The organism is Pollutibacter soli (genome assembly GCA_029269725.1).
In the GTDB taxonomy this organism is placed as follows: Bacteria; Bacteroidota; Bacteroidia; order Chitinophagales; family Chitinophagaceae; genus Pollutibacter; species Pollutibacter soli.
Genome location: JARJHS010000001.1, coordinates 98,752 through 124,042, shown reverse-complemented (window position 1 = coordinate 124,042; position 25,291 = coordinate 98,752). Strand labels below are relative to the sequence as shown.

Genomic DNA, 25,291 nt, shown 5'->3' with positions numbered 1-25,291 from the left:
CTTGTTCTTAAATTCATTTTAAACTCATTGGATTAACTTTATTCTTTTTCTCTACTTTAAACATTCAACTTTCCACTTTTAGCTCATTTTGATTCCGCAGCAGACCATACAGGAGATACAATCTAAAATTGACATTATTGAGGTTGTTGGTGAATTCGTACGACTGAAAAGACGGGGCACCAATTACCTCGGTCTATGTCCTTTCCACAATGAGAAAACCCCCTCATTTACGGTTTCTCCTGCGAAGGAAATTTACAAATGCTTTGGATGCGGCAGAAGTGGCAACACGATTGGCTTTCTCATGGAACATGAGAAGTACTCGTATGTGGAAGCTCTTCGATGGCTGGCGAACCGTTATGGCATTGAAATTGTTGAATCGGAAACAAGTCCTGAATTCCGGCAGCAGCAACAAACTGCAGATAGCTTATATATACTGAATCAATTTGCACAGAAATTTTTTTCTGATCAGTTGTACAATGCTGAAGAAGGAACTGATATCGGTCTTTCCTATTTAAAAGAACGCGGATTCAATGATGAGACCATAAAAAAGTTTCAGCTCGGTTATAACCCGGCTGCGAGAGACAGTTTTGCAAAAGCAGCATTAGCAGCGCAGTACAGCCAGGATCTTCTGCAGAAAAGCGGATTGATCGTTATCAGGGATAACAAACCTGCAGACAACTATCATGGACGCATCATTTTCCCCATTCATAACCAAAGTGGAAAAGTGCTGGGATTTGGTGCGAGAATCATTGCTAAAAATGACCGTGCACCGAAGTACATCAATACTCCGGAAAATGAGATATATGTAAAGAGCAGAATTCTTTACGGTTCTTATTTCGCGCGTCATGCTATCGATCGCGAAAATGAATGTCTGCTGGTGGAAGGTTATACCGATGTTATATCGCTTCACCAGGCTGGAATTGAAAACGTGGTTGCATCCGGAGGTACTTCACTAACACCTGACCAGCTCCGGCTGATAAAAAAATATTCGAATAACCTCACCATCATTTACGATGGAGACAATGCAGGTATCAAAGCCGCACTACGTGGGCTTGATCTCGCTATTGAAGAAGGCTTGAATGTACAGTTGGTACTTATACCTGATAAAGAAGATCCGGATTCTTATGTGCGAAAAGTGGGCGCAGACGCTTTCAAGGATTTTATCAAAAGTTCAAAAAAGGACATCATCCTTTTCCAGGTAGAAAACTCTTTGAAAGAAGCGGGAAATGACAGCACAAGAAAGGCTGCTTTGGTAAACCAGATTGCGGAGACAATCGCCAGATTGAATAAAGCAGAAGATTTTACCAGGCAACAGGATTATATCCATCGGAGTGCTGAGCTCATGAAAATTGACGAGGCTGGTTTAACAACACTGGTGAACCAGTTCATAAGAGAGAAGATTACCAAGGAGGAAAAAAAAGCCGCGAAGACAGCACCTGAAAACAGGACAGATGACGCAACACCAAAGGTTAACGACGGTGGAAAAGATGAAGAGGCGCTTTTTCTCATTTTTAAAGATGAACTGAACGAAAGAGCAATGGTTCGATCCCTGATTGAGTTTGGGAATAAACCCTGGGATGATAACCAGACGGTTGCTGATTTTGTGTTTAGTGAAATGGAGGTAAATGGACTCTACGATCTTCTCGATAATAAAAAGCTGCTTCAGATGATCGAACTGTTCAAGACCTGGTACGAAGAGGGACTCGCCCCGGGACCTAAGAATTTTTTGTATTACGAAGATGTTCAGATCAGTCAGCTTTCAGTGGATATCACAAATACGCAGGATGAGATCAGTCCGAAATGGAAAGAATACTACGATGGCCCTATGCCTACCAGGGAGGAATTATATAAACAGGATGTTCTGTCCAGCGTGAATTATCTGAAGCTTAGAAAGATCCGCAGAATGATCCTGGAAAATCAGCAGGATCTTGAAAAAAACCCAACAGGTGAGGAATTATTAACACTTCTCCAGACTCACCAACACCTCAAAGAACTGGAAATAGATCTTACCAGGCTAACCGGTACGGTTATACTCCGTTAATTGTCTAGACAAGATAAACAGCGTTAAAACCGGAATAAGGCTTATTTAGGGCGGATCTACGTGGAGACTTCACCGTTAGTAACTGATACTCGTTAATTCCGATGAAAGTGTTTACCAGTAAGGATTTACCCCCCTTGTCACACATTTGTTTGTTTTGCATTTTATGATTTTTTATTATTTAAATTTTCAAACTATAATAATTGTAGTATCTTGGCACTTCGAACCGAATGGCTAAATCCGCTAACCGGGGGCACTGGGATTTTCCCGTACTTCTTCAACACCCGGCCGTTTTAGTTTGATCTATTCCCCGAACCATCAGAACATATTGTGATCATGCAAAAAGAGTATTCAGGCGAAATCTGGAAGCCAGTTGTGTTTGATTTTGAGTACGCGAATGAGAGCCGGTTTGAAATATCCAACCTGGGCAGGCTACGTTCCTTTCATAAAAAGAATAAAGAAGGAAATCTACTCAAGGGATCACTGACTAATGGATACAGGATCGTCAGACTGAAATTTTTCAAGGCAAGGGACCCTAAAACAGAAGCCCATTTTGCTTATCTCCAGGAGCAGATCAGTAAACTTTATAAAAAGATCAGTCCCAAAAAGCATGCGTTGAAAATTAAAAAGAAACATGACGCAAGTTATTTTGAAACGAAGAAGGAAGTAGATGCTGCAATGGAATTGCTGACAACTTTGAAATCTTCGCTCAGCAAGAAATATGCGCAGGATCTGAAGAACAGAACAATTCACTACCACGCTTTATATCATCGCCTCGTTGCGGAATATTTTCTTCCTACCCCCACCGCAGAGCAAACGATCGTAGCTCATCTTGATCATGATAAACTCAATAATAAAGTAAATAATCTGAAATGGATGACTCCCGAGGAAAATTACAGTCATCAGCAATTAAGTCCGAAAGTAATCGAAGAAAAAAAACTCAGGACATTCCGCAAGCAGGAATCAGGATCAAATAAACTTACCGTTACAAAAGTGATGCTGCTTAAAAAATTGCTAAACCAGGGTAAGCCGATGCGCACATTGGTAAAACAATTTAAAGTCACAAACACACAGATTCTCCGCATCAAAAGAGGTGAAAACTGGGCGGATGTTGAAGCGGCAAAATAATATGAAAACCTGTTTTCTTTAAGCGAAATCACAACTTCATGTCGGTGTATGCATAAGTTCCTTTTCACTTTGCATATGAAAATTATTTCAAGTGAAATATAAACGGCAAAATTTTTTCAGCATGAGCTTGTCATTTCAAGGTTTTTCTATTTATTTTATTGCTAAACCTTTGAAATGCACATTACAAACACTGCAAAAGCCGCAATTTTACCTGCATTATTGATTTTTCTCTTCTCATGTGAAAAAAGCGAACAGGAAAAACCTGTAGAACCTGAAATCGTTTCTTCCATTGGAATAACGATGGACGTACAGAAAATCCAACCTTACTACATTAGTTTCAACGAAGGTTTTATAGGACTTGCATACCTCGCTCTGGATAAACATGGCAAAGGCAGAATTGAGTTTGCCGGGAAAGACGGAAGAAATATCGCAACCACGGTAAAGGAAAGATTTGATGACTATAAATCTTTTCACCTGAGTGATGGCGACACGATTAAAATTTATAACGACAATAAACTAACCAGGCTTTTTATTACGGCTAAGAAGAATTTTGCAGTCATCACTTTTCCCTCCCCCTATACAGATTCGAATGAGACCGGCGTAGAAATGCTGAATCAGTATATCAATAATACCTTGTCGACGCAAAAGTTTAGCTTCCGTGAAAGATAAACAGTCAGTTCATACAGGCAATTAGTCATTTCACAACTCTCCTTATTTTCCTAGCGAATACTCATTTTTAATTTTACTTAAAAGTGAGCAATGGAAAAAAGAGTATTTGAAAATCCCATTATCAAAGACAGGGTCAACATCATTAAATCGACGAAGGAAACTTCCGGAGAATATCTTTTGTTACAGATCGAGTTAGCACCTGGCGGCGGAAATGGATTGCACTATCACACCAGTTTCAATGAAGAGTTTACTGCTATTTCCGGTAATCTAAGCATTGAAAAAAAATTCGGAAAGATCGTTTTAAAACCTGGTGAAACAGCAACAGCATACATAAACGAATTGCATCGGTTTTTTAATGAATCAAACGAAACCATCGTCTTCCAGGTAAGAATCTCTCCGGGAAATGAAGGTTTTGAAAACGGATTGAGGATTGCCTACGGACTTGCTTCAGATGGCAAAACCAACAGGAAAGGTGTACCCAGTAAATTCGATCATCTTGCGATCATACTGGATCTTACAGACACAAGGCTGACCGGTTGGATGTCATTGATCGAGCCTTTCATTCTTCGTAAAGCAAAAAAAGCACGCCAAAAAGGTGTTGAAGATTTACTTATGCGCAGCTATTGCTAAAGCTGTATTTTAGCTGCACTTAACTTTTAAAAGAATGAGTGGCTCAAAACTGGAAAACTCCCTGGCATCTGGTGGCCATAGTTATCTTCTTCAATTCATTGGTGATTGGAAAGGAACATCAAAAACTTATTTTGAACCTGGCGTTGTAGCCGATGAATCTCCTGTAGTAGCTACAATTGAACCGATGTTTGATAAACGCTTTGTACAACTCAGATATAAAAGTTCATTGCAGGGAAAATCTTTTGAAGGTTGGATGATAGTGGGTTTGCATCTGCTGGATAATTCCTGGCAAATGGCGTGGGTGGATACATTTCATATGGGCACGGGTATAATGCATGCCAGCGGACCTTATACCAGCAATTCATTTAATGTGCTGGGAAAATATTCAACAGGTGGAGAAAATCCTGAATACTGGGGATGGAGAACAGTCATTGAGAAAACCGGGGAAGGATTATCTATCAAAGCATATAATATCGAACCCGGAGGACCGGATCAGCTTGCCATTGAGATGTCTTTTCGTTAAACTTTGAAACCGCCGGTGCGACAGGCGGGTGTGGTACGTAAAATAGAAGCCGCAATTGTAAAAATGCGGCTTCCCGGGGTAAGGATGACTGCGATCAGCATCCTTTTGGTCTTCCTAAAGTATGGACTCTAATGGGGTTTCAAGGAATTTTCATTCTAACGGGCTTCACATATTGGTATCAAGACAACAACCAGGGTAAGGAAATATTTTTCAAGACTTTCATTTTCATTGATGAAAGCCTGATGCATGGCAGAGATGACAATCAATAAAACCATTATACAAATCACCCCGGTAATTTCTACCGATTCTACCTGTTTATCCATAGGTCAGGTTTCAAAGGATACCAGATAACAGATGACTGTCATCGCAGGTGTTAGATTCAAACCTTATTCAGGAGGTTACAATTCAACAGTACTCGTTGTACCGTTTTTAAGAAAGCGAAGAAACATAGATGAGAAACAATCAACAGCAGTTATGGTTTATATGCTTACTGCTTTTCTTACTATACAAATTTCCGCATCTTTCGTTTAATGAAAGGTTAATGTTTGGTTTATGGTTCATAGTTTGACCAGCCAGGCAAGTGGCAACAGGCAACAGATAGGCACAATGAGTATGATGAGTTGGCAACAGTCATTCGGACATTGAAATCTTCAGGTAGATTTTTCTTTAGAACTGGAATGAACCCGGAAAAGCAAGCTGGTCAAAAACATGTGTTGCCAGCCGGCGGTTGGCTAACTGAACCGGCTTTCAACTTTGAACGGGTTTTTTGAACACCCAGGCAAGAGGCGACAGGCAGCAGATCTTGCAATGAGCATCATAAGTTCGTCTCAGTCTTCCGGAAATAGAAAACAGACCTGCCTGCCGGTAGTCAGGCCAGTAACTAACCACTTCTATGGACAATGAACTATAAACTCTGAACTTCCCTGAACTATTTCACTATTTTAGTACTCCATTCAACTATTGCCGTAATCTAAATGAACAATGATTAAAAATCTCTTGGTACTTTCCACTGTTTGGATTGTCCCTGGTTTAAATGCTATTAAAACAAAGACTGAAATTATTAGGTGTGCGACGCTGGTTTTACTGATGCTTGTCTCGACTCAGATTATATTCGGGCAGAATTTCAGCGCGCGGAAGGATGTACGAACAAAATACGGCCCGGTATCGGGGAAACAGGTGAGTGCTGCCGGTGTTTACGCATTTAAAGGAATTCCCTTCGCTGCACCGCCGGTAGGTAATTTACGCTGGCGTGAGCCCATGCCCCCTGCCCCATGGACCGAAATAAAAATGGCAGATCAGTTCGGGCCCAGTCCGATGCAGGCTAAGCCAACTCCTTTCATGGTTTACACGCGTGAATTTCTGATTCCCGAAAATCCAATTAGTGAAGATTGTTTATACCTCAATATTTGGACCTCCGCAAAAACGAGTACAGAAAAGAAACCTGTTTTTGTATGGATCTACGGCGGTGGTTTCACCAGCGGAGGAAGTGCATGTGATATTTATGATGGTACAGCGATGGCTGAGAAAGGCGTAGTGTTTGTTTCATTTAATTATCGTGTTGGGATATTTGGCTTTTTTGCTCATCCTGAACTCACAAAAGAGTCACCTCATCGGGCTTCCGGAAATTATGGTATCATGGACCAGATCGCCGCTTTAAAATGGGTTGCTGAAAATATTTCTGCTTTCGGTGGTGATCCTTCGAATGTTACTATTGCGGGACAGTCTGCAGGATCTTTCAGCGTATGTACATTGGTTGCATCTCCCCTTGCGAAAGGATTGTTTCACAGAGCGATTGCCGAGAGTGGCTCTTCAGTAATTGCAGATCCTAAAGTAAAACCAACTGACCTGGTTATGGCCGAGGCGGAGGGTAAAAAAATTACCGATGGATTAAATGTGTTTACCCTTGCCGACATGCGGAATACATCCGCCGAAACATTGATGAAAGCGAGGATTGCCGGTATCCGTCCGATCGCCGATGGCTATGTATTACCTGCGCCGGTTGCCGAATTATTTAAGAAAGGAAATGTTGCTGACGTTCCTTTGCTCACAGGATGGAATGCTGATGAAGGGTTGGTGTTTGCATATAAATCCAGGGATGCCTATGTAACTGAAGCCACAGCAAAATACGGGACTGACGTTATCGAATACCTGAAATATTTCCCTGCAGAAACAGAAGAGCAGGCGATGGCTTCGCAGGTGGCCATCAGCAGGGATATGATCTTTGCTTTACCGAATTACAAATGGGCATCATTTCAATCAGCACGAAAAAACCCTGCATATGTTTATCATTTTTCCCGAAAGCCGCCGGCATCTCCTGATTATGTCAAATACGGAGCATTTCATACTGCGGAAGTTCCGTATGCATTAGGCAATCTCAAATATTTCAACAGGGATCTGCAGGATATCGATCGTAAAATTTCTGCAGATATGCTTAGCTACTGGGTGAATTTTGCAAAAATCGGTAATCCTAACGGTGAAGGACTACCGAAGTGGCCAGTTTTCACACCTTCAGGAACTGAAGTCATGATTTTTTCTGATAAATCGGCAGCCGGTAAAATGCCAGGAAAAGCAGGTCTTGATTTTCTATATTCATTCATGATGAAATAAATACTATGCAAATCATCATTCAGATTTTTATCGTCGTCGTGATACTAATTCATCTGTATATCGTTTGGCTGGAGATGTTTGCATGGACCACAAGAGCAAGAAAGGTTTTTAAACAATTCAAACCCGAATTATTTGAACCGACAAAAGCGCTTGCGGCCAACCAGGGTCTGTATAATGGTTTTCTTGCAGCTGGATTGATCTGGACCTTTTTTATTGAAAATCATGAATGGAAATTAAATATTACACTATTCTTTCTCACGTGTGTTGCTGTTGCAGGAATTTTTGGAACCGTTACTGCTGATAAAAAGATCTTCTTCGTTCAGGCGTTACCGGCATTAATACCAATAGCCCTGCTGATGCTGGGTAAAATCTAAATGAAAAGTTCATGTTGAAAAAAGTTCATCATATCGCTATTATCTGCGGCGACTACGAAAGGTCAAAACATTTTTATACAGAGGTATTAGGACTGAATGCAGTGCGTGAAGTTTATCGTGCAGAACGACAATCTTACAAACTCGACCTCACATTAAATGGAGAATATATAATTGAGCTTTTTTCATTTCCCGGAGCACCACCACGTCCATCAAGGCCTGAAGCGCAGGGCATGAGGCACCTGGCGTTCGAGGTAGAAGACATAGATGCTGCAATTGCAGACCTCACCAGCAAAGGAGTCGAAACTGAGCCGGTCAGAATTGACCCATATACTGAAAAACGATTTACCTTTTTTGCTGACCCTGATGGCTTGCCCCTTGAATTGTACGAGCAATGATTTCAATTACTAACTACATCGCATCTTTTGCATCAGTTTTTCCTTCAATAGAAAAGCTGATGCCGTGGCATATCACATCCCAATTACCGGAAACCATATCGTCGTTGATTGAGAAACTTGACAGTAATTATTTAATCAATGATAACGTTGCGGTTCACCGCACAGCTGTTGTTGAAACCGGAGTGATAATAAAAGCACCAGCCATTATTCATGCAAATTGTTTTATCGGCGCTCATGCCTATTTACGCGGTGGCGTCATTCTTGAAGCAAACGTCAGTATCGGCCCGTCAGTAGAAATCAAGACAAGTATTTTCTGCAGCCATTCCGCAGCGGCTCATTTTAATTTTATTGGTGATAGTATCATTGGAAGTCATGTAAATATCGAAGCCGGTGCAATTATTGCCAATCACCATAATGATCGCATTGACAAAATGATCCGTATCAAGGTTGACGAAGATATTTTTGAGACAGGAGTTATAAAGTTCGGAGCACTTGTTGGAGATGATTGTAAAATAGGAGCCAATGCTGTTCTTTCACCTGGAAGCATTCTGAAGAAACAAACAATCATTGGCCGTCTGACGCTTTATTAAAAGTCGAAACCAAGTCTGAGAACTGGCCCAAAAGTATCCATATCGTATTTAAACCTGTCAGCTCCTTCACCTGTATCGTAATTTATTCCGATGAATCGATAACCTCCTGTCAGCTGAAACAATTTCGAAAACCTGTATCCGGCATAGGCCTGTACCTGCCAGGCAAATTCAGAGCCGATTCCAAAACCTCCAATTTCTCCCTGGATATTGTAAAGAAACTTCACATCGTTTTTATTTCTAACCCGTGCTATCAACATCGGATCCACCCATGTTTTTGAAATAGCGCGCGAACGGTTCGTTACACCACCACCGACGTTATTCGTGTTCAGGTCTACGTGCATATTTAAAGAGTTCAGCAATCCGCCTATACCCACCTCCAGCCACGGCGTAATCCTGCGTAACGCAGTCAATTCCCATGCAAACTGTTTTGCCGTAACGTTCCCGGAATTTACCAGACGGGAGGAGCTGACTTCCTGTTTGAGTTTCATGTAAATGATATCCGAACCAAAAGCCCATTTATCATTACCGACTTCGAAGTATAACATTGCGCCCATCTTCAGTTTGTGGAATATATCTGCCGCATCTGCATCTATATCTGCATCCGGCAATTCACCTATACCGGTAGTCCCTTTCATCTTCGGAAACATCAGGTATGGCTTTACCGAAACTCTCCACTTATTAGATGCGGAATTTTTTTGCTGAGCCGAAAGCACACTTGCGATCGAAAAGAAAATCAAGAGAGAAAAAAGATGTTTCATTGCAATGCAGTTTAAACTATTTACTACTGTCATCGATATCTTGGTTGGGAAAAATTGGGAAAACCTTAATGCAATTTACCTACGGTCTCATCTGCAAATATTAAAAAATGAAACAAACAGAATCTATTCTGCTTTAAATTTTCAACTGGTTTTAGCCAATCCTTCTGAATTGCCGAATCGATATTAATACACTAGAGTCTGAATATTTTTCCCAATTTACCTGGATTAGAATGATGACCATATTCTGCAGCTATTCAAAAGGTGGAAATCAGGAAAGTATATCTGATACTGCTGACTTGTCAGACAACAAGCTGATCAAATAATTTCTGTAAGGTCAATTTAGGGTCACTCGTGAAGCCGGGATGAACTTTTGAGCTTTGTACGATTGTGCTTCTTGTAGCTGTGAGCCAGCGGAACCGCGAACCCGGATCCAACTTTCCAATAGGGCCTGAATCCGGAGTTCCTGCGCAAACTTTCAGGAAAACACAGAGATATTCTTGAATCTTTTCAAAATCTGCTTCAGCATAAATTGAATACAATTTTGCCTTATTCAGAGAAATGCTGGCTTCCAGGAACTGCTGCTGCTTACAGTAGACAACGATTCCTGCATTGATAAATTCCTCGCGCTCCACACGCGGGACCACGCGTATGACAGCATACTCAAACAACAGCAGATCTGGCATCTTCGGCAGTTTTTACAAAAGTGGCAGAATGCTTTATCCGTTCCGTAAGAAAATCAAAATAAGCAGTACGTATATCGTCTGGACTTTCATCAAAAACAGTTTCTTTTAACCAGGCATCCGGAATCGAAGCAACGATATCGCTGATCATTTTTTCGCTGACGAGATTTTTGAAGAAATGATCAGCCTGTTCGAGTTCGGTTGCCCATGGCAGTAATACATGGTCTTTGATCTGCAAAAACGGTTTCCCAGCCTGACCGGTACGGTTTTCCCAATTGTGATGAAAGTATAATGAAGCTCCGAAATCAATCAGCCAAATTTCCTTATTCCACCAGAGCATGTTTGTATTTTTTACCGTACGGTCAACATTAGTAAGAAACGCATCCAGCCACACCATCCGCGATGCAAACTGCGCATCAGGTTTTGTTACCACAGGATCGAAGGTGATAGAACCTGATAAATAATGAAGACCAAGATTAAGTCCCTGGCTTCTTTTCAGCAGGTCCTGTATTTCTTCATCTGGTTCCGTCCTCCCGAATGCTTCATCAAGAGTTGCAAAGACAAGTTCAGGGATTTTAAACCCGGCTGATCTTGCCAATTCAGAACCGATCAACTCTGCTATCAACGCTTTCACACCCTGCCCCGCCCCTCTGAATTTAATCACATAAAGAAACCCATCATCCGCTTCTGCAATAGCAGGTAAAGATCCGCCTTCGCGCAGGGGTGTCACATAGCGGGTAACCATAACCGATCTTAATTCAGGAAGCATTTACATATTGTTGAACAATGTTGCAATATATTGATTTAATGGCTGCTCTTCCACAACAGGTCACTATACGAAACTGTAACCAGATCCTTTTCTTCAATCCTGAATTCCGACATATAAAATTTACATTGCTGCTCTAGTTTTTGTTGTCCGATAGTTCCCCTTTGATCGATCGCTTCGATTTCGATAAACGATCCAAGTCCATCCACCTCATCGATATGAAATTTCACATTGTCGATGAAATAGATTTCCCGTTTCTTTTTCACGATGGCTTTTACATTCAAAGCTGAAATCAGCATTTCTTTCAGCTTTTTTGACGGATCCGTTGGGTATAAGATCACATGAGATGCTTTGGGCCCGGATTTGTTTTCCCGATGGTAATGTATAAGCGCGTTTTCGATATTTCCTTCACGCAGTTTCATCCGGCCATGTGGTACATCAAAATAAGTATCCGTTTGATGATCGATGCCCGGGTGATCAGCCTGTTGTTTGAGCAGATAATTACGGATGAAGCTTGTGTTGTTCGACCTCGCTTTGATTTCAATATTCAAATGCATAAAAAAAGGATTATCTCAAATTTGAGATAATCCTTTTAATTTCTTTTTTCTTCGCCGCAACGAAGATATCCTCATTAAATCCTGCTTGCTACTTTGCTGTACCTGGAGGATTGTTTAGCAACGGTGATACCCGGCAAAGTTTCTGCAACTTCCTGGTATTGTGACATCATTGCTTCTGTTCCGGCATCTCTGATAGGTATACCACTACGATGGAAACGGATCGCTGTCCACACGTGGTCGAGCGTAGTTTCATGAATACTTTCAAAACCGCGGTTACAGATGCAGTTCCAACTGCATTCCCGGTTAAGGTCGCTAACAATTTTGGATGCTGCTTTTGGATAAGCTATCCACAATTTGGCATCTTCATGAAGCGCAGGAATCACATCCTGCATAATCTGGGTCAGCTGATTCTGATTTACCGCAAATACTAAAGCAAAATCAATTTTTCTTGTACGCAGCAATGGCGTAACATTTTTGGCAAATGAAACCTTGGTGAATTGCTTTTCGATTGATGAAGGTAATCCTTGAATCAGGAGATTCTTCTCTTCATGAAGTTGAAGTTTTTCAAACATTGTTTGCATCATGCTTCAACAGAATTTTTAGGATGAACGGCAAAGGTACACGATTTGCCTGAACTTCACCCCATTTTATCCTGCAAAAGATGATTTTTTATGAAAAAACTTTATGTCAGTTATTATACTACTTAGCTCTCTGAGTTCCAGGTTTGTAATATTTCATCGCCTGTTTAGCATATTGCTGTACTTTTTCAATCCTTGTTTGATCGGAAGGGTGAGTACTGAGAAGTTCAGGTGGCTTTTGTCCGCCGCTCATACTCGCCATACGTTGCCAGAATGATACAGCCTCCTGGGGATTGTAGCCCGCCATTGCAGCGAAAATTAATCCATATTGATCCGCCTCAAGTTCCTGTTTTCTGCTATACGGAAGTAAAACTCCTACATTCGAGCCAATGCCGTATGCGGCCATGAAAAGTTGTTGTGTTTCTGCTGGTTTGCTGGAAAGCGCAACCGACAAAGCAGCTCCGCCAAGTTGCTGGGCCAGACCCTGACTCATCCGTTCATTCCCGTGCAGAGCAAGTGCGTGTGCGATCTCATGCCCCATTACCACTGCAAGTGCCGTTTCAGTCTGGGTTACCGGTAAAATGCCCGTGTACACCACAACTTTCCCACCTGGCATACACCAAGCATTCACTTCTTTGGATTGCACAAGGTTAAACTCCCATTGATAACCGTTCAGGAGCTCTGACTTGCCTTGTTTGCTGTAATAACTGGTAATTGCAGATGCGATACGTTGCCCCACGCGGGTCACCATCTGTTGCTCCGGTGTAGAACCTTTGGGTACCACGGGATTTTGAGAAAGAAAACTTTTGTATTCCTGTAACGCCATTGCGTTGACTTCACTTTCGCTCACCAGCATTAACTGGTTGCGACCTGTTATTTTGTTTTTCTGACAAGAGCTTAAACTGAGCGTTCCGACGAGTAAAAAAAGTAAAATCCGCATAAAAAAAGTCTTTTCCGGACAAATTCAATACTTGTACCAGATTAAATAAAAATAATGTGAGCGGAGAAAGAAATGCGAAAAAGAATCAGAAATCGTCGTTAAGTCTTCTTTCACGGCGACGATCACGGCCTTTGAAGATGGGAGCTTTGCTTTCACTACCGCGAAGCAAGCGTGTGATATTCTTTTGATGTGTTAATATAACCAGCAGCGCGACTGCAATAGCAAAAATGCGGTACGCGTCGTTATCAACATTGAAAATCACGAGGATAAATACCGGAAATGCGAGGCTTGCGAGAATAGAGCTCAGGGAAACAAACCTGGTGAAAAACAAAACAAGTAAAAAGACTCCGATACAACCCAGGGCTGTTATTGGAGAAATAGCGAGCACGAGTCCGAATAAGGTTGCAACGCCCTTACCACCACGGAATTCAGCCCAAATGGGGAAGATGTGCCCCAGGACTGCAGCCAGACCTAAACCGATCTGGAAATTGGTACGGGCGAAATCATTCTGCACATAATAAGGCATCAGCAAAGCGAGTTTTACAGCTGCGAGACCTTTGAGCATATCAATGATCATTACGGTGGTTCCCCAGCGTGCACCTAAAACCCTGAAAGTGTTGGTAGCTCCGGCATTCCCGCTGCCATAATCGCGGATGTCTATATTAAATTGACTTTTACTTATCCATACCGCGGTGGGTATGGAGCCTATGAAATAGGCAAGTATGACGAGTAAAAGTTCGTTCATCGTTCGTTAGGAGGTTGAAATTGAGGGACAAATATACGGCTCTTAATGATTTGTTCTTTAACAGCCTGTTAATGAGTTTCCTCAATTCCTAAACGTTAAAGAAATCCAATTATTTTTTTCGCTGGTAAATAAAGGTTTGCCCAATGGAGATTCAAATGCTGCTTCAATTTCCTGCTGGTCAGAAACCAGCAGACCACTGAGAATTAAGAGACCTTCCTTAACCATTGACCGTACAAGATGTTCCCGGTTCTCTAAAATAACGCCTTTATTAATATTGGCAAGAATGATATCAAATTTTTTATCCCGTTCCCACGAATTATTTAACGATATCTGAATTTTTGAGCATTTGTTCATTCCAATATTTTCAAGTGCGTTTGTTACACTCCATTCATCGTTGTCGATTGCAAAAACAGATCGCGCCCCTAATTGTTCAGCAAGAATGGCAAGAATTCCTGTTCCCGTGCCGAAATCTAATACATTTTTCTCTCTGAAGTCGAGGTCCAGCATCTGTTCCATCATGAGGTATGTTGTTGCATGATGACCTGTACCAAAACTCATTTTGGGGGTGATGACAATTTCATGCTTCACATCTTTCACAGGTGCGTGAAAAAATGCGCGTACTCCAACTTTCGTTGGAATTATGACCGGTTCGAATGATTGCTCCCATTCTTCGTTCCAGTTTTTCTCGTTGATAAAATGGGTTTCACCCACGAGGCCGGTCAAGCGAAGTATTTCATCAAGTTTTTCTTTATCAAGATTTGCAGTGTCAGCAAATGCTGAAAACAGGTCAGTATCTTTTTCTTCAAAACCATCGAAACCCGCTTGCGGAAGTATTCCGCTCAGCAGATCGATCTGATCGGGAGTCAATCCGCGAAAACTGATTTCAAAAAATTGTCGGTTCATCTGTTTCGGTTTTACACCTGGCAGGTCTTAAAACCTGCCAGGTTTTAAGACCTGCCAGGTGTTGTAGACCTAGGAGGTCTTAGACCTCCCAGGTTGTACCCCTGCATCAAAAAAAAAGCTGCTTTTCAGCAGCTTTCTATATTACGAATTTTTCTGATTTTGTCCTGCTGGTGGCGGGCCGCTCATTTCAGGCTTTGCCATCAGTGCCTTGCGGCTCAATTTGAACTTACCTGTTTTCTGATCAACCCCGATAAGTTTCACTTTTACGGAATCGCCTTCTTTCAGAACACCTTCCAATGACTCAAGTCTCTTCCAGCTTACTTCACTGATGTGGAGCAACCCCTGTTTGCCAGGAAGAAATTCAACAAAAGCACCATAAGGCATGATTGATTTAACCTTAGCCTCGTACACTTCGCCTTCTTCAGGTTGTGAAACAATACCTTTGATCCAGGCTACTGCACGATCCAGTCCGTCTTTTACTGGTGAAAAGACACTCACTTCGCCCTGGTTACCCACTTCTTCAATATTAATTGTAGTACCGGTTTCTCTCTGAATTTCCTGGATGATCTTACCCTGCGGCCCGATTACAGCACCGATAAATTCTTTATCGATAAAGAGTTTGATCATGCGCGGCGCATGCGGTTTAACTTCTTCACGTGGCTTGTCGATAACTGCATACATTGCGTCAAGAATGTGCAAACGACCTTTACGAGCCTGCTCTAGTGCTTCACGCATAGTCTCCATGCTTAAACCATCAATCTTGATATCCATCTGGATGCCACAAATGCCTTCACGCGTTCCCGTTACCTTGAAGTCCATATCACCGAGGTGATCTTCATCACCGAGGATATCAGTAAGGATCGCATATTTTCCATCAGACTGACGGGTAATCAATCCCATAGCAACACCGCTCACGTGTTTCTGAAATGGAACTCCCGCATCCATCAGTGCGAGAGAACCCGCACACACAGTCGCCATTGATGAAGAACCATTTGATTCCAGGATATCGCTCACCACGCGCACCGTGTATGGGTAATCGTTACCCGGCATGATCTGCTTCAGTGAACGCTGAGCAAGGTTACCATGACCGATTTCACGACGGCCAGCACCACGAAGGAATTTTACTTCACCCGTTGAATATGGCGGGAAATTGTAATGAAGGATAAACTTACTGTATTCAGATTTTGCAGCACTTTCCACAAGCAGTTCATCAAGTGGGGTACCGAGGGTTATTGTTGTCAGTGATTGTGTTTCACCTCGTGTAAAAAGAGCTGCGCCATGTGGCGAAGGAAGAACATCAACTTCCATATTCAACGGGCGTACTTCATCCAGTGCACGACCGTCCAGGCGTTTACGCTCGTCAAGGATCATATCACGAACAATTTCCCATTTGAAATCATCGAAATATTTCTTTGCAAGCTTGAGTTCTTTCGGATCAGGTTCTTCACCAAAAGCTGCAATCAGTTCTTCAGCAAGTTCCCGGTAAGCATCGCTGCGTTTATGTTTGTCACTTGCTGATCTTGAAATTTCGAGAATTTTAGCTGAAGTAATCTCGCCAACTTTCTTTTTCACTTCTTCATTCTGCGCTGGCTTGGGGTAGTCCCTTTTTCCAGTGATCCCAAACTTGGCGCTCAGTTCATGCTGTGCTGCAATCTGTTTACGGATTGCGTCATGAGCTAATTCAAGAGCAACGATAAAATCTTCTTCAGAACATTGTTTCGCTTCTCCTTCCACCATCATCAGGTTCTTTTCAGTAGCTCCGATCATGAAATCCATATCGGCTTTAGCGAGCTCTGTTCTTCTTGGGTTGATTACGAATTTGCCATCAATACGGGCTACTCTTACTTCAGAAATAACTTCTTTAATAGGAATATCCGATACTGCCAAAGCTGCTGAAGCAGCAAAACAAGCCAGCGCGTCGGGCATGATTTCAGGATCTGAAGAAATCAGTGTAATGATCACCTGAACATCGCATAAATAATCTTCAGGAAACAATGGCCGGAGAGCACGGTCTATGAGACGGCTGATCAACACTTCAGAATCGCTCAGGCGGCCCTCTCTTTTGAAGAAAGATCCGGGGATACGACCTGCTGAAGCAAATTTTTCCATATAATCGACAGAAAGGGGAAAGAAATCCTGGCCTTCCTTCGGTTCTCTATTGGCACATACAGTGGCAAGAATCACGCAATTTCCCTGGCGAAGTGTAACTGCGCCATCAGCCTGGCGGGCTAAACGGCCGGTTTCGATAGTAATGGGCTGACCATCACCAAGGTCAATCACAGATTGGATAGGTTGTTGAAGCATACAAGCTTGTTTAAGGGGAATGACTAGAAAAAACTAATTCCCAACCGGAGTAGTTGGGAATAGTTTGCAAGAAGATGAATTATTTTCTGAGTCCTAATTTTTCAATCAGAGCACGATATCCCTGGAGGTTGTGTTTGCTTAAGTAAGTAAGCAGGCGTTTGCGCTGACCTACCATTTTCATTAACCCTCTATGGGTAGAGAAGTCTTTTTTATTCTGCTGAAGGTGCTGGGAGATATGGTTGATTTTTTCAGTCAACAAAGCGATCTGACCTTCAATTGAACCTGTGTTTTTAGCATTCCCACCAAACTCGGCAAAAATCCTGGACTTTTTTTCAGTTGTTAACGTTGGCATCTCAAATTTTTTTTGGCATCTTTTACATCTTTACGAAACGGGGGCAAAGGTAGGGAAAAAAACCTACAAAAAAAGCCCCGGGCTTGAATCCGGAGCTTTTTTGCTATATATTATTGCGTTCACTCCATATATTTCAGGTTCATTGAGTACAGAATTACGAAGATAATCCCGAAAAAGCCCGTCAGTGCTACGATTCCGAGACTAAACAGGTTAGAAGTTCCAAAAATCATTATCGGCGCCGCAATACCTACAATGGTGCCGGCCACGTAGACCCAGAATCCGGTTTTATTCAGTCTGAACATCATCACTGCGCCGAAAAGTGTAAGAGCACTGGCCAATAGTCCATATAGTGCACTTCTTTTAATATTTTTCGGATTCATGACTTCTGACACACCGGACAGCATTTTGTCGGCGAACTCAGCACCCGCCTTCGAATCGGCCTCTTTCAATTGCTCGCCAACTTCTTTTCTGGTGCTATCCAGTTTCTCCTGAACAAATGCGTCGCTCACATCTGCGGTAAGATAACTATTGATATTGCTGATAACGCTCAATCCGCTCCCGATAAAGGTCAGGATACAGAGAACGGTCAGAAATGTGGGGCGCATTGGCTTCTGAGTAGCAGTGGTTGTGGTTCCCGTAGTCGGAAAATTTTCCATGTGCGGAAGAATTTAAAAATTTCTCCAACATATAAAAAAATCATTGATTATCGAAATTTATCGACGATTGCAGGTAGGCTATCGGGTGAGATTTGTTTCTATATAATAACTTCACCCAAACACCGGCTTTGAAAACATTGACGTTTACAGTTACCAATGATCTCCGCACTGATCAGCGAATGATCCGTATCTGCAGTACACTGGCGGAGGCCGGCTACCTGGTACGCCTGATTGGCGTGCAGTTCAATGACAGCCCTGCATATGAACCCAGAAGTTTTAAACAACATAGAATCAAATGCTTTTTCAGGAAAGGATTTGCTTTTTATGCGGAATACAATACAAAACTTTTTTTCTACCTTCTTCTAAAAAAAACAGACCTGATTTGTGCGATCGATCTTGATACCATTATTCCCTGCTTTTTTATTTCTGTGCTGAAATCCATTTCCAGGGTTTACGATGCACATGAATTGTTTTGTGAGATGAAAGAAGTGGTAACCCGCCCATTTATTTATCGCTTCTGGAAAACTGTAGAAAAGATTTTTGTTCCGAAATTTCAGCTGGGCTATACCGTTAGCAGGCCTATCGCTGAGATATTTAAAAAAGAATACGGAGTTGATTACGGAGTGATCCGGAATATGCCGCGCAAAATATTATTTCAACCCCCAAAACGGGAATCGTTCCTGCTTTACCAGGGTGCAGTAAACGAAGGAAGAAGTTTTGAGACGCTCATTCCTGCAATGGAATTTGTAGATGCCCAATTACATATTTATGGCGATGGCAATTACATGGACCAGGTAAAAAGCCTGATTAAAAAACATCGGCTGGGCGAAAAAGTTTTATTGAAAGGAAAATTATCTCCTGAAGAACTCAGGGTTGTTACAGCCAGCGCAAAAGCAGGTATCACTCTTTTTGAAAATAAAGGTTTGAGCAATTATTATTCCCTCGCCAATCGCTTTTTTGATTACATACAGGGAGGAACGCCGCAGCTTTGTGTTGACTATCCAGCTTACCGTGAAATCAACGAAACATTTGAAATAGCTGTGCTGATTGATGATCTTTCGTCAGCAAATATTGCCCGCCATCTGAACAATTTACTGCAAAATGAGGTTTTGTATAGGAGACTGCAAATACAATGTACAATTGCAGCATTACAACTGAACTGGCAAAAGGAAGAACAAAAATTACTTGACTTTTACCGGCAAATTTTGCACTGATTGGAAAAGCAACTTCATATCGTTTGTCATGATGTTCCCTACCCTGCCGATTATGGCGGCGTGTTCGATCTTTTTTATAAACTCGAAGCACTTCATAAAGCAGGAGTAAAAATTCATTTACATTGCTATGAATACGGCCGCGGTGAACAACCCGAACTAAATAAGTATTGCGTTTCCGTTAATTACTACCAGCGACAAAAAGGTCATAAGGGTTTTTCAATGAAAGTACCTTACATCGTTGGATCCAGAACCGATCCACGGCTAAAAGAAAATCTTCTCTGTGATAATCATCCGATTTTGTTTGAGGGTGTACATACTACCTGGTTGCTGCATGAAAAAGTTTTTCAGAACAGGAAAACTTTTATCCGTATGCATAATGTTGAATACAAATATTATCAGCAGTTATGCAGACAAACGAAATCACTTTTTAAAAAAGCCTATTTCTGGAATGAAAGTCGCTTGCTGAAAAAATATGAACGAGCTCTTGCAAATGAGTCGCCAATAATTTGTGTTTCGCAGAAAGAAGCAGAGTTCTATCATAAAAATTTCAAGGCATCCAGGGTAGCCTATATTTCTGTTTTCACCGGGTGGAAGCATCTGCAAAGCATGGAAGGCGCTGGCAGTTTCTGTCTTTACCAGGGCAACCTGTCTGTTCCGGAAAATGATAAGGCTGCAACCTGGCTCGTGGAAAATGTTTTTGGTGATAGTGACCTGCCGTTTATCGTTGCTGGGAAAAATCCTTCGCCTGGCCTTCAACGATTGATCAAAAAAAATTCCAATACATGCCTTGTTGCAAACCCAGGAGAAAATGAAATGCAGGAATTGATTGCCAAAGCACAGGTCAACATACTTCCATCATTCAGCGACACAGGAATAAAACTGAAATTGCTAAATGCGGTTTTTTGTGGGAAGCATGTACTGACTAACAAGGCTATGGTAGATGGCACTCACCTAGAGTCTGCTTGCCATATTGTAAATGAAATAAAGGATTATAAAGATGCCGTAAAAGAATTAATGCAAACGCCCTTTTCAGGAGATGAAATGATCCTGAGAGAAAGTCTGCTTCAGGAATTTTACAATAACGATAAAAACGCCCGCGAACTTATTGCATGGATATGGTAGCGTTGTCCAGCACCTGTCCTTTTTCCGTTTTTATCATTCTTGCCGGAAATTTATTGATCACGATATAATCGTGCGTAGCCATTACGATGGCTGTGCCAAAATCCCGGCTGATATGGAACAGCAGGTTCATGATCTCGTCCGTGGTTTCCGGATCAAGATTTCCTGTCGGCTCATCAGCAAGGATCAGTTTGGGAGAATTTAAAAGTGCGCGGGCGATATCCACGCGCTGCTGCTCACCGCCCGAAAGTTCAAAAGGATATTTGAAACCTTTGGTTCTTAACCCCACTTTATCCAGCACGTCATTAATCTTATCTTCAATGAGCTTCTGGTCTTTCCAACCGGTGGCACTTAAAACGAATTTCAGGTTGTCCTGAACATTGCGATCATTCAGTAATTGAAAGTCCTGGAATACGATTCCAATATTGCGACGCAGGAATGGTACAGTCTTCCAGGTAAGCTTTTTTAGGTCGAAACCAACCACATCCCCCTCCCCTTCGGTCAACTGCAGCTCGCCATACAGGGTTTTCAATAAACTCGACTTACCCGTACCTGTTTTTCCCACCAGGAACACAAATTCGCCGCGTTCCACCCTGATATTCACATCCTGCAGGATCATCGACTTTCCCTGATAAATATTGGCATTCTTTAATTCCAGTATCTTTTCGGCCATCCCGGTCGGTTTTTCGCCCAAAGGTAATGGTTCAGGGTTTTAAAAGTTCCAGAAAATAATCATAAAACTAAAAAAATAGTTGCTGAACTAAATATTTAGTTATACGTTTGGAGGGTAGTTAAAACAGAAGTATGAAATCACTTACCAAGGCAGAAGAACAGATTATGCAGGTGATCTGGAACCTGGATAAGGCCTTCCTCCGCGAGATACTCGACGAAATTCCCGAACCCAAACCACATCAGAATACAGTAGCTACTATTCTGAAAATCCTGGTGGAGAAGGAATTTGTCGGCATACGCGTGTTTGGTCGTATGCACCAGTATTATCCGCTGGTTAGTAAAGAAGATTATTCGGGCTCAACTTTAAAGAATATGGTGAAGTCCTACTTCGAAGGATCCTTCCCCAATGCAGTGTCGTTTATGGTTCGGGAGAACAATCTCACCGTCGAAGAACTTGAACTACTACTGAATGAGTTAAAAAAATCTTCTAAATGATTGCCTTTGCTTATTACTTGCTAAAAGTAATTATCTGTTCAGGTATACTTTACGGTTACTACCTGCTCTCGTTAAGAAATAAAGCATTTCATTATTGGAACAGGTTTTATCTTCTTTGCACAGTGTTGCTTTCGGTTACGCTGCCGTTGATAAAAATTAAAGTCAACACGCAGAATGAAAGCAGTTCTATCACTTCCATTCCGCTGGTACGCGTAGTGAATACCGGCGATGCATACATAGAAAATTACCATGCTCCCGCAGCCAGGCATGTTGAGCTCACAGACCTGGCTTCATTGGGATATGGGATTATTTCCATGGGAATGTTGCTGGCTTTTCTATTCACACTCTGGCAGATCAGGAACATGATCAAACGATATGAAATCATCCCGATGGATGGTATGTCTTTTTTAAATACTTCTGAAAAAGGCACACCATTTTCCTTCCTGAAATACATTTTCTGGAACAGGGAAATACCTGCAGATTCCATATCAGGCAAACAGATCCTGCTGCATGAGATCGCGCATGTGAGACAGAAACACAGCTACGACAAACTTCTAATGCAATGTGTACTGATTGTTTTCTGGACCAATCCTTTTTTCTGGCTCATCCGAAAGGAAATCGGTATGATCCACGAGTTCATTGCCGACCGGGAAGCGGTCAGAGACCAGGATACAGCTGCTTTTGCAGCGATGATCCTGCAGGCTGCCTTTCCGAAACAGTCCTTTTCGTTGGGAAGTTATTTTTTTCATTCACCCATTAAAAGAAGACTCAAAATGCTGATCAAATCAAATAAACCTGCGCGGTCATATTTCAATCGCGTAATGGTGTTACCGATACTTTTTATAATTGTTGCCGGCTTCACACTAAAAACGAAAGAGACTCACGATCTGCAACTAAACAAAATTTATACTGTCGTTATCGACGCTGGGCATGGCGGTGAAGATAAAGGTGCTACAGCCGAGGGAATTAATGAAAAAGACCTGAACCTTGGCATAGCCAAAAGAATTAAAGCATTAAATCATGATGCTAACCTGAATATTGTTCTTACGAGGGAAACCGACATTTTTAATGATGTAAGACAGAAAGTGAAAGCATCAGCCGCCGCGAATCCTGATGTGTTTATGTCCATTCATATTGCATCTGCACCAGCTTCTAATGTCAAAGGCTTCCAGGTATACGTGAGCGAAAACAAAAACTCATTTCATAATTCAAATCTTGCACTGGCTTCAGCAGTTAAAGAAGAAGTGAAACCGTTTTCTAAAACTCCTGTTGAAATTCTAAGCAGAAAGCAAAAATCAATTCACGTTCTGGATGCTCCGGAAGTAAATTATCCTGCCGTGTTAGTTGAATGTGGTTTCATTACTAATCCTGAAGATCGCAGTTTACTTTCATCATCTGAGGATCTCGATAAAATTGCAAAAAGCTTGCTCAACGCTGCGAAAAAATTTCTGATCAATCAGCAAAATGCAGGCGTAGTATATTCCGAGACTGATCCCGAACAAGACGTCGCAGCTTATTTTGATGCCGCCAAAAAACACGGACCTGCATTACCGGAAACGAATGATACGATCAAAGTCACAGCTGACTCAATTGTTATACATCGACCGGTCACCGGACAGGATGGAATTACAAAAGATGCAACCCCTGTAGCTTTTTACGCAAGGAAAATGCTTATCGTTGAAAACGATACTTTACCAAAGGGAGTGAAGTCGGTCGATGTAACGGAAAAAGGGGATGTGATCGTGATATTTAATAATGGCAAGGCCGAACGAATGAGCTTCGAAGAGGCACATAAAAAAGGTTTCGTCCCCCCGGCCGTTCTCGACAAAAAGTCAAATACAATCCAGATCAATCCGACTACACGTATCCGTGGTGTATCTTCCGGGCCTTTGATTGTTCTCAACGGAGTTGTATTGAAAAAAGGAACAGATATTAAGTCACTTGATCAGCTGATAAACCCGGAAGACATAAAAGAATTACAGGTTTTAAAAGATGCATCAGCGTCAGCTTTGTATGGCGATGATGCAAAGGATGGCGTGATTTTAATTACCACTATAAACAAATCTGACAGCAGCTTTTATACCAAACCAGATGAAAATAGTGTCCAGGAGCTGAATAAAGTCTTTGTAAAAGTGGAAAAACCAGCTTCGTTTCCAGGTGGAGAGTCTGCATTAAATCAATACCTTTTCAAAGAGCTAAATGAAAAAGACGAACAAACAAAAAGGACACTTGCCGGTACAGCTAAAATAAGGTTTGTCGTAAATACAATTGGAGCCATTGAGGATCTGACAATATTATCCGGAGATAATGAACTTACGGCGACATTGTCGCACCTTGTCGAATCAGGTCCTAAATGGATTCCTGCGGTACAGAACGGGAAAAATGTAAGTACCTACTATATACTTCAATTCAGCTATCCTACGATAGTCGGAAAGAAATAAAACAAAATTCATTTCAACAAGGGATTTATTCAATTCATCCTTGCCGTTGTTCGATTATGAGCAACGGCATTTATTTTTACAGGATGCAGAAATCAACCGGCTTTATTCTTATCGCAGTTTTGTTTTCGTTTCAAACATTATGTGCGCAGTCTTCATATGTCAGCAATCTTATCGATTCGACGATCGATGTCATGAAAAAATATGCAGTCAATAAAAAAACTGTCGACTGGAAAGGCATAGCCGATTCAGCAAAATTGCTGGCGAAGGACGCGGAAAAGCCATACCAGATGGGAAATTCAGTCCGTTATATTTTTAAATCGATCAATGATTTCCATGGTGCATTCTTTTATATGGACAGTACATTTCAATGGCAACCAAACCAGGTAAATGTATCGGATAGTTTCAGGAACGAATGGAAAAAAGGTGTGAGAAGTATCACTATGATGCTGGATAAAAATATTGGATATATCCGCGTTCCATCGATGCCGATTGCCAATAAGGAAGAATTCAATATAAAGGCACAGTCCCTTAATGACAGTCTCTGCTCATTACTGTCGAAAAATAATGTGAAGGGTTTAGTAGTTGACCTGCGATTGAATGGCGGTGGCGCAATGCACCCGATGATACTGGGTTTAAAACAGTTACTCACCGATGGGAAACTCGGAGAATTTCATACCGACATAACCGAAAGCTGGATATTGAAAGGAAATCAGTTTCTGATCGATACTGTGGCTATATCAACAATTAAACCGTTTTGCAATATTGATGCTTCAAAAATCCCTGTGGTAATTATTACGAGTCCGATTACGGGTAGTTCAGCCGAAAATCTGATCATGGCTTTTAAAGGAAGAAAGAACACTATCCTGTTGGGATCAAGAACAGCAGGCTATATTACTATCAATAACGGTTTTGCGATTAATGATACTGCGTTTATTAACCTTGCCGTCGGATACAGTTCGGACAGATCAGGGAAATTATATACTGAAGCCATTGATCCGGAAATTCCGATGACCGCAGTTGATAAGTTTAATGATATTCCGAATGATGAAAAAGTGAAGGCGGCAGCAGCGTGGATTCGAAGGAAATTTTAGACGGTAGAAGTGAGTGAGAAACAGAAAAAAGAAACAGTGAAGAAAGAATACAGAATATGGAACGCA

At 41.7% G+C, this 25,291-nt stretch carries 27 protein-coding genes; 14 read left to right on the top strand and 13 right to left on the bottom strand.

All coding sequences use genetic code 11. The features are described from left to right. Positions 1-88 precede the first annotated feature (88 nt). From dnaG to P2W82_RS00585, 5 genes are all read left to right on the top strand, one after another. Positions 89-2,041 (top strand): DNA primase, encoded by a 1,953-nt coding sequence (gene dnaG, locus P2W82_RS00605; protein ID WP_336513883.1) that lies wholly within the window; start codon positions 89-91, stop codon positions 2,039-2,041. Positions 2,042-2,374: 333 nt separating this feature from the next. Further along, the gene (locus P2W82_RS00600; protein ID WP_336513882.1) at positions 2,375-3,166 is read left to right on the top strand and encodes an NUMOD4 domain-containing protein; all 792 of its coding nucleotides are present in this window, start codon (positions 2,375-2,377) and stop codon (positions 3,164-3,166) included. A 174-nt stretch (positions 3,167-3,340) separates the two neighbouring features. Further along, positions 3,341-3,835 (top strand): hypothetical protein, encoded by a 495-nt coding sequence (locus P2W82_RS00595; protein WP_336513881.1) that lies wholly within the window; start codon positions 3,341-3,343, stop codon positions 3,833-3,835. Positions 3,836-3,925: 90 nt separating this feature from the next. Then, entirely contained in the window at positions 3,926-4,465 is a 540-nt protein-coding gene (locus tag P2W82_RS00590; RefSeq protein WP_336513880.1) for a cupin domain-containing protein, read from the top strand. Between the two features lie 34 nt (positions 4,466-4,499). Further along, a complete protein-coding gene (locus P2W82_RS00585) occupies positions 4,500-4,988 on the top strand; it encodes a DUF1579 family protein (RefSeq protein ID WP_336513879.1) in 489 nt (162 codons plus the stop codon). A 155-nt stretch (positions 4,989-5,143) separates the two neighbouring features. On the opposite strand, the gene P2W82_RS00580 is transcribed toward P2W82_RS00585, so the two are convergent. Beyond that, positions 5,144-5,311, bottom strand: a complete 168-nt coding sequence (locus P2W82_RS00580) for a hypothetical protein (RefSeq protein ID WP_336513878.1) — start codon at positions 5,309-5,311, stop codon at positions 5,144-5,146. Between the two features lie 658 nt (positions 5,312-5,969). Here P2W82_RS00580 and P2W82_RS00575 point away from each other — a divergent pair. Genes P2W82_RS00575 through P2W82_RS00560 form a run of 4 tightly spaced genes read left to right on the top strand, consistent with a single transcriptional unit; the run spans position 5,970 to position 8,954 of the window. Then, positions 5,970-7,595, top strand: a complete 1,626-nt coding sequence (locus tag P2W82_RS00575; RefSeq protein ID WP_336513877.1) for a carboxylesterase/lipase family protein — start codon at positions 5,970-5,972, stop codon at positions 7,593-7,595. A 5-nt stretch (positions 7,596-7,600) separates the two neighbouring features. Then, on the top strand, positions 7,601-7,969 hold the full coding sequence (locus P2W82_RS00570; RefSeq protein WP_336513876.1) for a DUF1304 domain-containing protein: 369 nt from the start codon (positions 7,601-7,603) through the stop codon (positions 7,967-7,969). Positions 7,970-7,980: 11 nt separating this feature from the next. Then, the gene (gene gloA2, locus P2W82_RS00565) at positions 7,981-8,364 is read left to right on the top strand and encodes an SMU1112c/YaeR family gloxylase I-like metalloprotein (RefSeq protein WP_336513875.1); all 384 of its coding nucleotides are present in this window, start codon (positions 7,981-7,983) and stop codon (positions 8,362-8,364) included. After that, positions 8,361-8,954, top strand: a complete 594-nt coding sequence (locus P2W82_RS00560; RefSeq protein ID WP_336513874.1) for a DapH/DapD/GlmU-related protein — start codon at positions 8,361-8,363, stop codon at positions 8,952-8,954. Before gloA2 ends, P2W82_RS00560 begins: the two co-directional genes overlap by 4 nt. Here P2W82_RS00560 and P2W82_RS00555 read toward each other — a convergent pair. The 11 genes from P2W82_RS00555 to P2W82_RS00505 form a co-directional block, all read right to left on the bottom strand. Next, on the bottom strand, positions 8,951-9,712 hold the full coding sequence (locus P2W82_RS00555) for a hypothetical protein (protein ID WP_336513873.1): 762 nt from the start codon (positions 9,710-9,712) through the stop codon (positions 8,951-8,953). The genes P2W82_RS00560 and P2W82_RS00555 overlap by 4 nt on opposite strands. A gap of 299 nt (positions 9,713-10,011) precedes the next feature. Further along, on the bottom strand, positions 10,012-10,395 hold the full coding sequence (locus P2W82_RS00550; RefSeq protein WP_336513872.1) for a DUF3037 domain-containing protein: 384 nt from the start codon (positions 10,393-10,395) through the stop codon (positions 10,012-10,014). Beyond that, positions 10,373-11,161, bottom strand: a complete 789-nt coding sequence (locus P2W82_RS00545) for a HipA family kinase (protein ID WP_336513871.1) — start codon at positions 11,159-11,161, stop codon at positions 10,373-10,375. The genes P2W82_RS00550 and P2W82_RS00545 overlap by 23 nt, the downstream gene beginning before the upstream one ends. A gap of 35 nt (positions 11,162-11,196) precedes the next feature. Then, a complete protein-coding gene (locus P2W82_RS00540; RefSeq protein ID WP_336513870.1) occupies positions 11,197-11,715 on the bottom strand; it encodes a class IV adenylate cyclase in 519 nt (172 codons plus the stop codon). Between the two features lie 74 nt (positions 11,716-11,789). Beyond that, positions 11,790-12,299 carry a hypothetical protein gene (locus P2W82_RS00535; RefSeq protein ID WP_336513869.1) on the bottom strand — a complete coding sequence of 170 codons (510 nt, stop codon included), beginning with the start codon at positions 12,297-12,299 and terminating at the stop codon, positions 11,790-11,792. 115 nt (positions 12,300-12,414) lie between these two features. After that, positions 12,415-13,233 (bottom strand): M48 family metallopeptidase, encoded by an 819-nt coding sequence (locus P2W82_RS00530; protein WP_336513868.1) that lies wholly within the window; start codon positions 13,231-13,233, stop codon positions 12,415-12,417. A gap of 85 nt (positions 13,234-13,318) precedes the next feature. Next, on the bottom strand, positions 13,319-13,978 hold the full coding sequence (gene plsY / locus P2W82_RS00525) for a glycerol-3-phosphate 1-O-acyltransferase PlsY (protein WP_336513867.1): 660 nt from the start codon (positions 13,976-13,978) through the stop codon (positions 13,319-13,321). An 81-nt stretch (positions 13,979-14,059) separates the two neighbouring features. After that, the gene (gene prmA / locus P2W82_RS00520; protein ID WP_336513866.1) at positions 14,060-14,881 is read right to left on the bottom strand and encodes a 50S ribosomal protein L11 methyltransferase; all 822 of its coding nucleotides are present in this window, start codon (positions 14,879-14,881) and stop codon (positions 14,060-14,062) included. A 141-nt stretch (positions 14,882-15,022) separates the two neighbouring features. Continuing rightward, positions 15,023-17,185, bottom strand: a complete 2,163-nt coding sequence (gene pnp / locus P2W82_RS00515; RefSeq protein ID WP_336513865.1) for a polyribonucleotide nucleotidyltransferase — start codon at positions 17,183-17,185, stop codon at positions 15,023-15,025. A gap of 79 nt (positions 17,186-17,264) precedes the next feature. Next, the gene (rpsO, locus tag P2W82_RS00510; RefSeq protein ID WP_336513864.1) at positions 17,265-17,537 is read right to left on the bottom strand and encodes a 30S ribosomal protein S15; all 273 of its coding nucleotides are present in this window, start codon (positions 17,535-17,537) and stop codon (positions 17,265-17,267) included. 119 nt (positions 17,538-17,656) lie between these two features. Then, positions 17,657-18,193 (bottom strand): hypothetical protein, encoded by a 537-nt coding sequence (locus P2W82_RS00505; protein WP_336513863.1) that lies wholly within the window; start codon positions 18,191-18,193, stop codon positions 17,657-17,659. A gap of 128 nt (positions 18,194-18,321) precedes the next feature. Between P2W82_RS00505 and P2W82_RS00500 the strand changes: the two genes are divergently transcribed. Beyond that, the gene (locus tag P2W82_RS00500; RefSeq protein ID WP_336513862.1) at positions 18,322-19,407 is read left to right on the top strand and encodes a glycosyltransferase; all 1,086 of its coding nucleotides are present in this window, start codon (positions 18,322-18,324) and stop codon (positions 19,405-19,407) included. Next, positions 19,408-20,529, top strand: coding sequence for a glycosyltransferase (locus tag P2W82_RS00495; RefSeq protein ID WP_336513861.1), 1,122 nt, complete (start codon positions 19,408-19,410; stop codon positions 20,527-20,529). It abuts the gene before it with no gap. Here the strand turns inward: P2W82_RS00495 and P2W82_RS00490 are convergent. After that, complete coding sequence (locus P2W82_RS00490; protein WP_336513860.1) at positions 20,510-21,199, bottom strand: cell division ATP-binding protein FtsE; 690 nt, start codon at positions 21,197-21,199, stop codon at positions 20,510-20,512. The two genes, P2W82_RS00495 and P2W82_RS00490, sit on opposite strands and share 20 nt — an antisense overlap. A 131-nt stretch (positions 21,200-21,330) precedes the next feature. Between P2W82_RS00490 and P2W82_RS00485 the strand changes: the two genes are divergently transcribed. The 3 genes from P2W82_RS00485 to P2W82_RS00475 all read left to right on the top strand — a co-directional run bounded on the left by P2W82_RS00485 (position 21,331) and on the right by P2W82_RS00475 (position 25,225). Continuing rightward, the gene (locus tag P2W82_RS00485) at positions 21,331-21,693 is read left to right on the top strand and encodes a BlaI/MecI/CopY family transcriptional regulator (RefSeq protein ID WP_336513859.1); all 363 of its coding nucleotides are present in this window, start codon (positions 21,331-21,333) and stop codon (positions 21,691-21,693) included. Continuing rightward, positions 21,690-24,134, top strand: coding sequence for an N-acetylmuramoyl-L-alanine amidase (locus P2W82_RS00480; protein WP_336513858.1), 2,445 nt, complete (start codon positions 21,690-21,692; stop codon positions 24,132-24,134). The genes P2W82_RS00485 and P2W82_RS00480 overlap by 4 nt, the downstream gene beginning before the upstream one ends. 83 nt (positions 24,135-24,217) lie before the next feature. Continuing rightward, the gene (locus tag P2W82_RS00475; RefSeq protein WP_336513857.1) at positions 24,218-25,225 is read left to right on the top strand and encodes a S41 family peptidase; all 1,008 of its coding nucleotides are present in this window, start codon (positions 24,218-24,220) and stop codon (positions 25,223-25,225) included. Positions 25,226-25,291 lie beyond the last annotated feature (66 nt).

What these genes read in the sequence shown, in the direction of transcription:
- P2W82_RS00600 (WP_336513882.1), top strand. Translation starts at nt 2,375, where the DNA reads ATGCAAAAAGAGTATTCAGGCGAAATCTGGAAGCCAGTTGTGTTTGAT.
- P2W82_RS00595 (WP_336513881.1), top strand. Translation starts at nt 3,341, where the DNA reads ATGCACATTACAAACACTGCAAAAGCCGCAATTTTACCTGCATTATTG.
- P2W82_RS00590 (WP_336513880.1), top strand. Translation starts at nt 3,926, where the DNA reads ATGGAAAAAAGAGTATTTGAAAATCCCATTATCAAAGACAGGGTCAAC.
- P2W82_RS00585 (WP_336513879.1), top strand. Translation starts at nt 4,500, where the DNA reads ATGAGTGGCTCAAAACTGGAAAACTCCCTGGCATCTGGTGGCCATAGT.
- P2W82_RS00580 (WP_336513878.1), bottom strand. Translation starts at nt 5,311, where the DNA reads ATGGATAAACAGGTAGAATCGGTAGAAATTACCGGGGTGATTTGTATA.
- P2W82_RS00575 (WP_336513877.1), top strand. Translation starts at nt 5,970, where the DNA reads ATGATTAAAAATCTCTTGGTACTTTCCACTGTTTGGATTGTCCCTGGT.
- P2W82_RS00570 (WP_336513876.1), top strand. Translation starts at nt 7,601, where the DNA reads ATGCAAATCATCATTCAGATTTTTATCGTCGTCGTGATACTAATTCAT.
- gloA2 (WP_336513875.1), top strand. Translation starts at nt 7,981, where the DNA reads ATGTTGAAAAAAGTTCATCATATCGCTATTATCTGCGGCGACTACGAA.
- P2W82_RS00560 (WP_336513874.1), top strand. Translation starts at nt 8,361, where the DNA reads ATGATTTCAATTACTAACTACATCGCATCTTTTGCATCAGTTTTTCCT.
- P2W82_RS00555 (WP_336513873.1), bottom strand. Translation starts at nt 9,712, where the DNA reads ATGAAACATCTTTTTTCTCTCTTGATTTTCTTTTCGATCGCAAGTGTG.
- P2W82_RS00550 (WP_336513872.1), bottom strand. Translation starts at nt 10,395, where the DNA reads ATGCCAGATCTGCTGTTGTTTGAGTATGCTGTCATACGCGTGGTCCCG.
- P2W82_RS00545 (WP_336513871.1), bottom strand. Translation starts at nt 11,161, where the DNA reads ATGCTTCCTGAATTAAGATCGGTTATGGTTACCCGCTATGTGACACCC.
- P2W82_RS00540 (WP_336513870.1), bottom strand. Translation starts at nt 11,715, where the DNA reads ATGCATTTGAATATTGAAATCAAAGCGAGGTCGAACAACACAAGCTTC.
- P2W82_RS00535 (WP_336513869.1), bottom strand. Translation starts at nt 12,299, where the DNA reads ATGATGCAAACAATGTTTGAAAAACTTCAACTTCATGAAGAGAAGAAT.
- P2W82_RS00530 (WP_336513868.1), bottom strand. Translation starts at nt 13,233, where the DNA reads ATGCGGATTTTACTTTTTTTACTCGTCGGAACGCTCAGTTTAAGCTCT.
- plsY (WP_336513867.1), bottom strand. Translation starts at nt 13,978, where the DNA reads ATGAACGAACTTTTACTCGTCATACTTGCCTATTTCATAGGCTCCATA.
- prmA (WP_336513866.1), bottom strand. Translation starts at nt 14,881, where the DNA reads ATGAACCGACAATTTTTTGAAATCAGTTTTCGCGGATTGACTCCCGAT.
- pnp (WP_336513865.1), bottom strand. Translation starts at nt 17,185, where the DNA reads ATGCTTCAACAACCTATCCAATCTGTGATTGACCTTGGTGATGGTCAG.
- rpsO (WP_336513864.1), bottom strand. Translation starts at nt 17,537, where the DNA reads ATGCCAACGTTAACAACTGAAAAAAAGTCCAGGATTTTTGCCGAGTTT.
- P2W82_RS00505 (WP_336513863.1), bottom strand. Translation starts at nt 18,193, where the DNA reads ATGGAAAATTTTCCGACTACGGGAACCACAACCACTGCTACTCAGAAG.
- P2W82_RS00490 (WP_336513860.1), bottom strand. Translation starts at nt 21,199, where the DNA reads ATGGCCGAAAAGATACTGGAATTAAAGAATGCCAATATTTATCAGGGA.
- P2W82_RS00485 (WP_336513859.1), top strand. Translation starts at nt 21,331, where the DNA reads ATGAAATCACTTACCAAGGCAGAAGAACAGATTATGCAGGTGATCTGG.
- P2W82_RS00480 (WP_336513858.1), top strand. Translation starts at nt 21,690, where the DNA reads ATGATTGCCTTTGCTTATTACTTGCTAAAAGTAATTATCTGTTCAGGT.
- P2W82_RS00475 (WP_336513857.1), top strand. Translation starts at nt 24,218, where the DNA reads ATGCAGAAATCAACCGGCTTTATTCTTATCGCAGTTTTGTTTTCGTTT.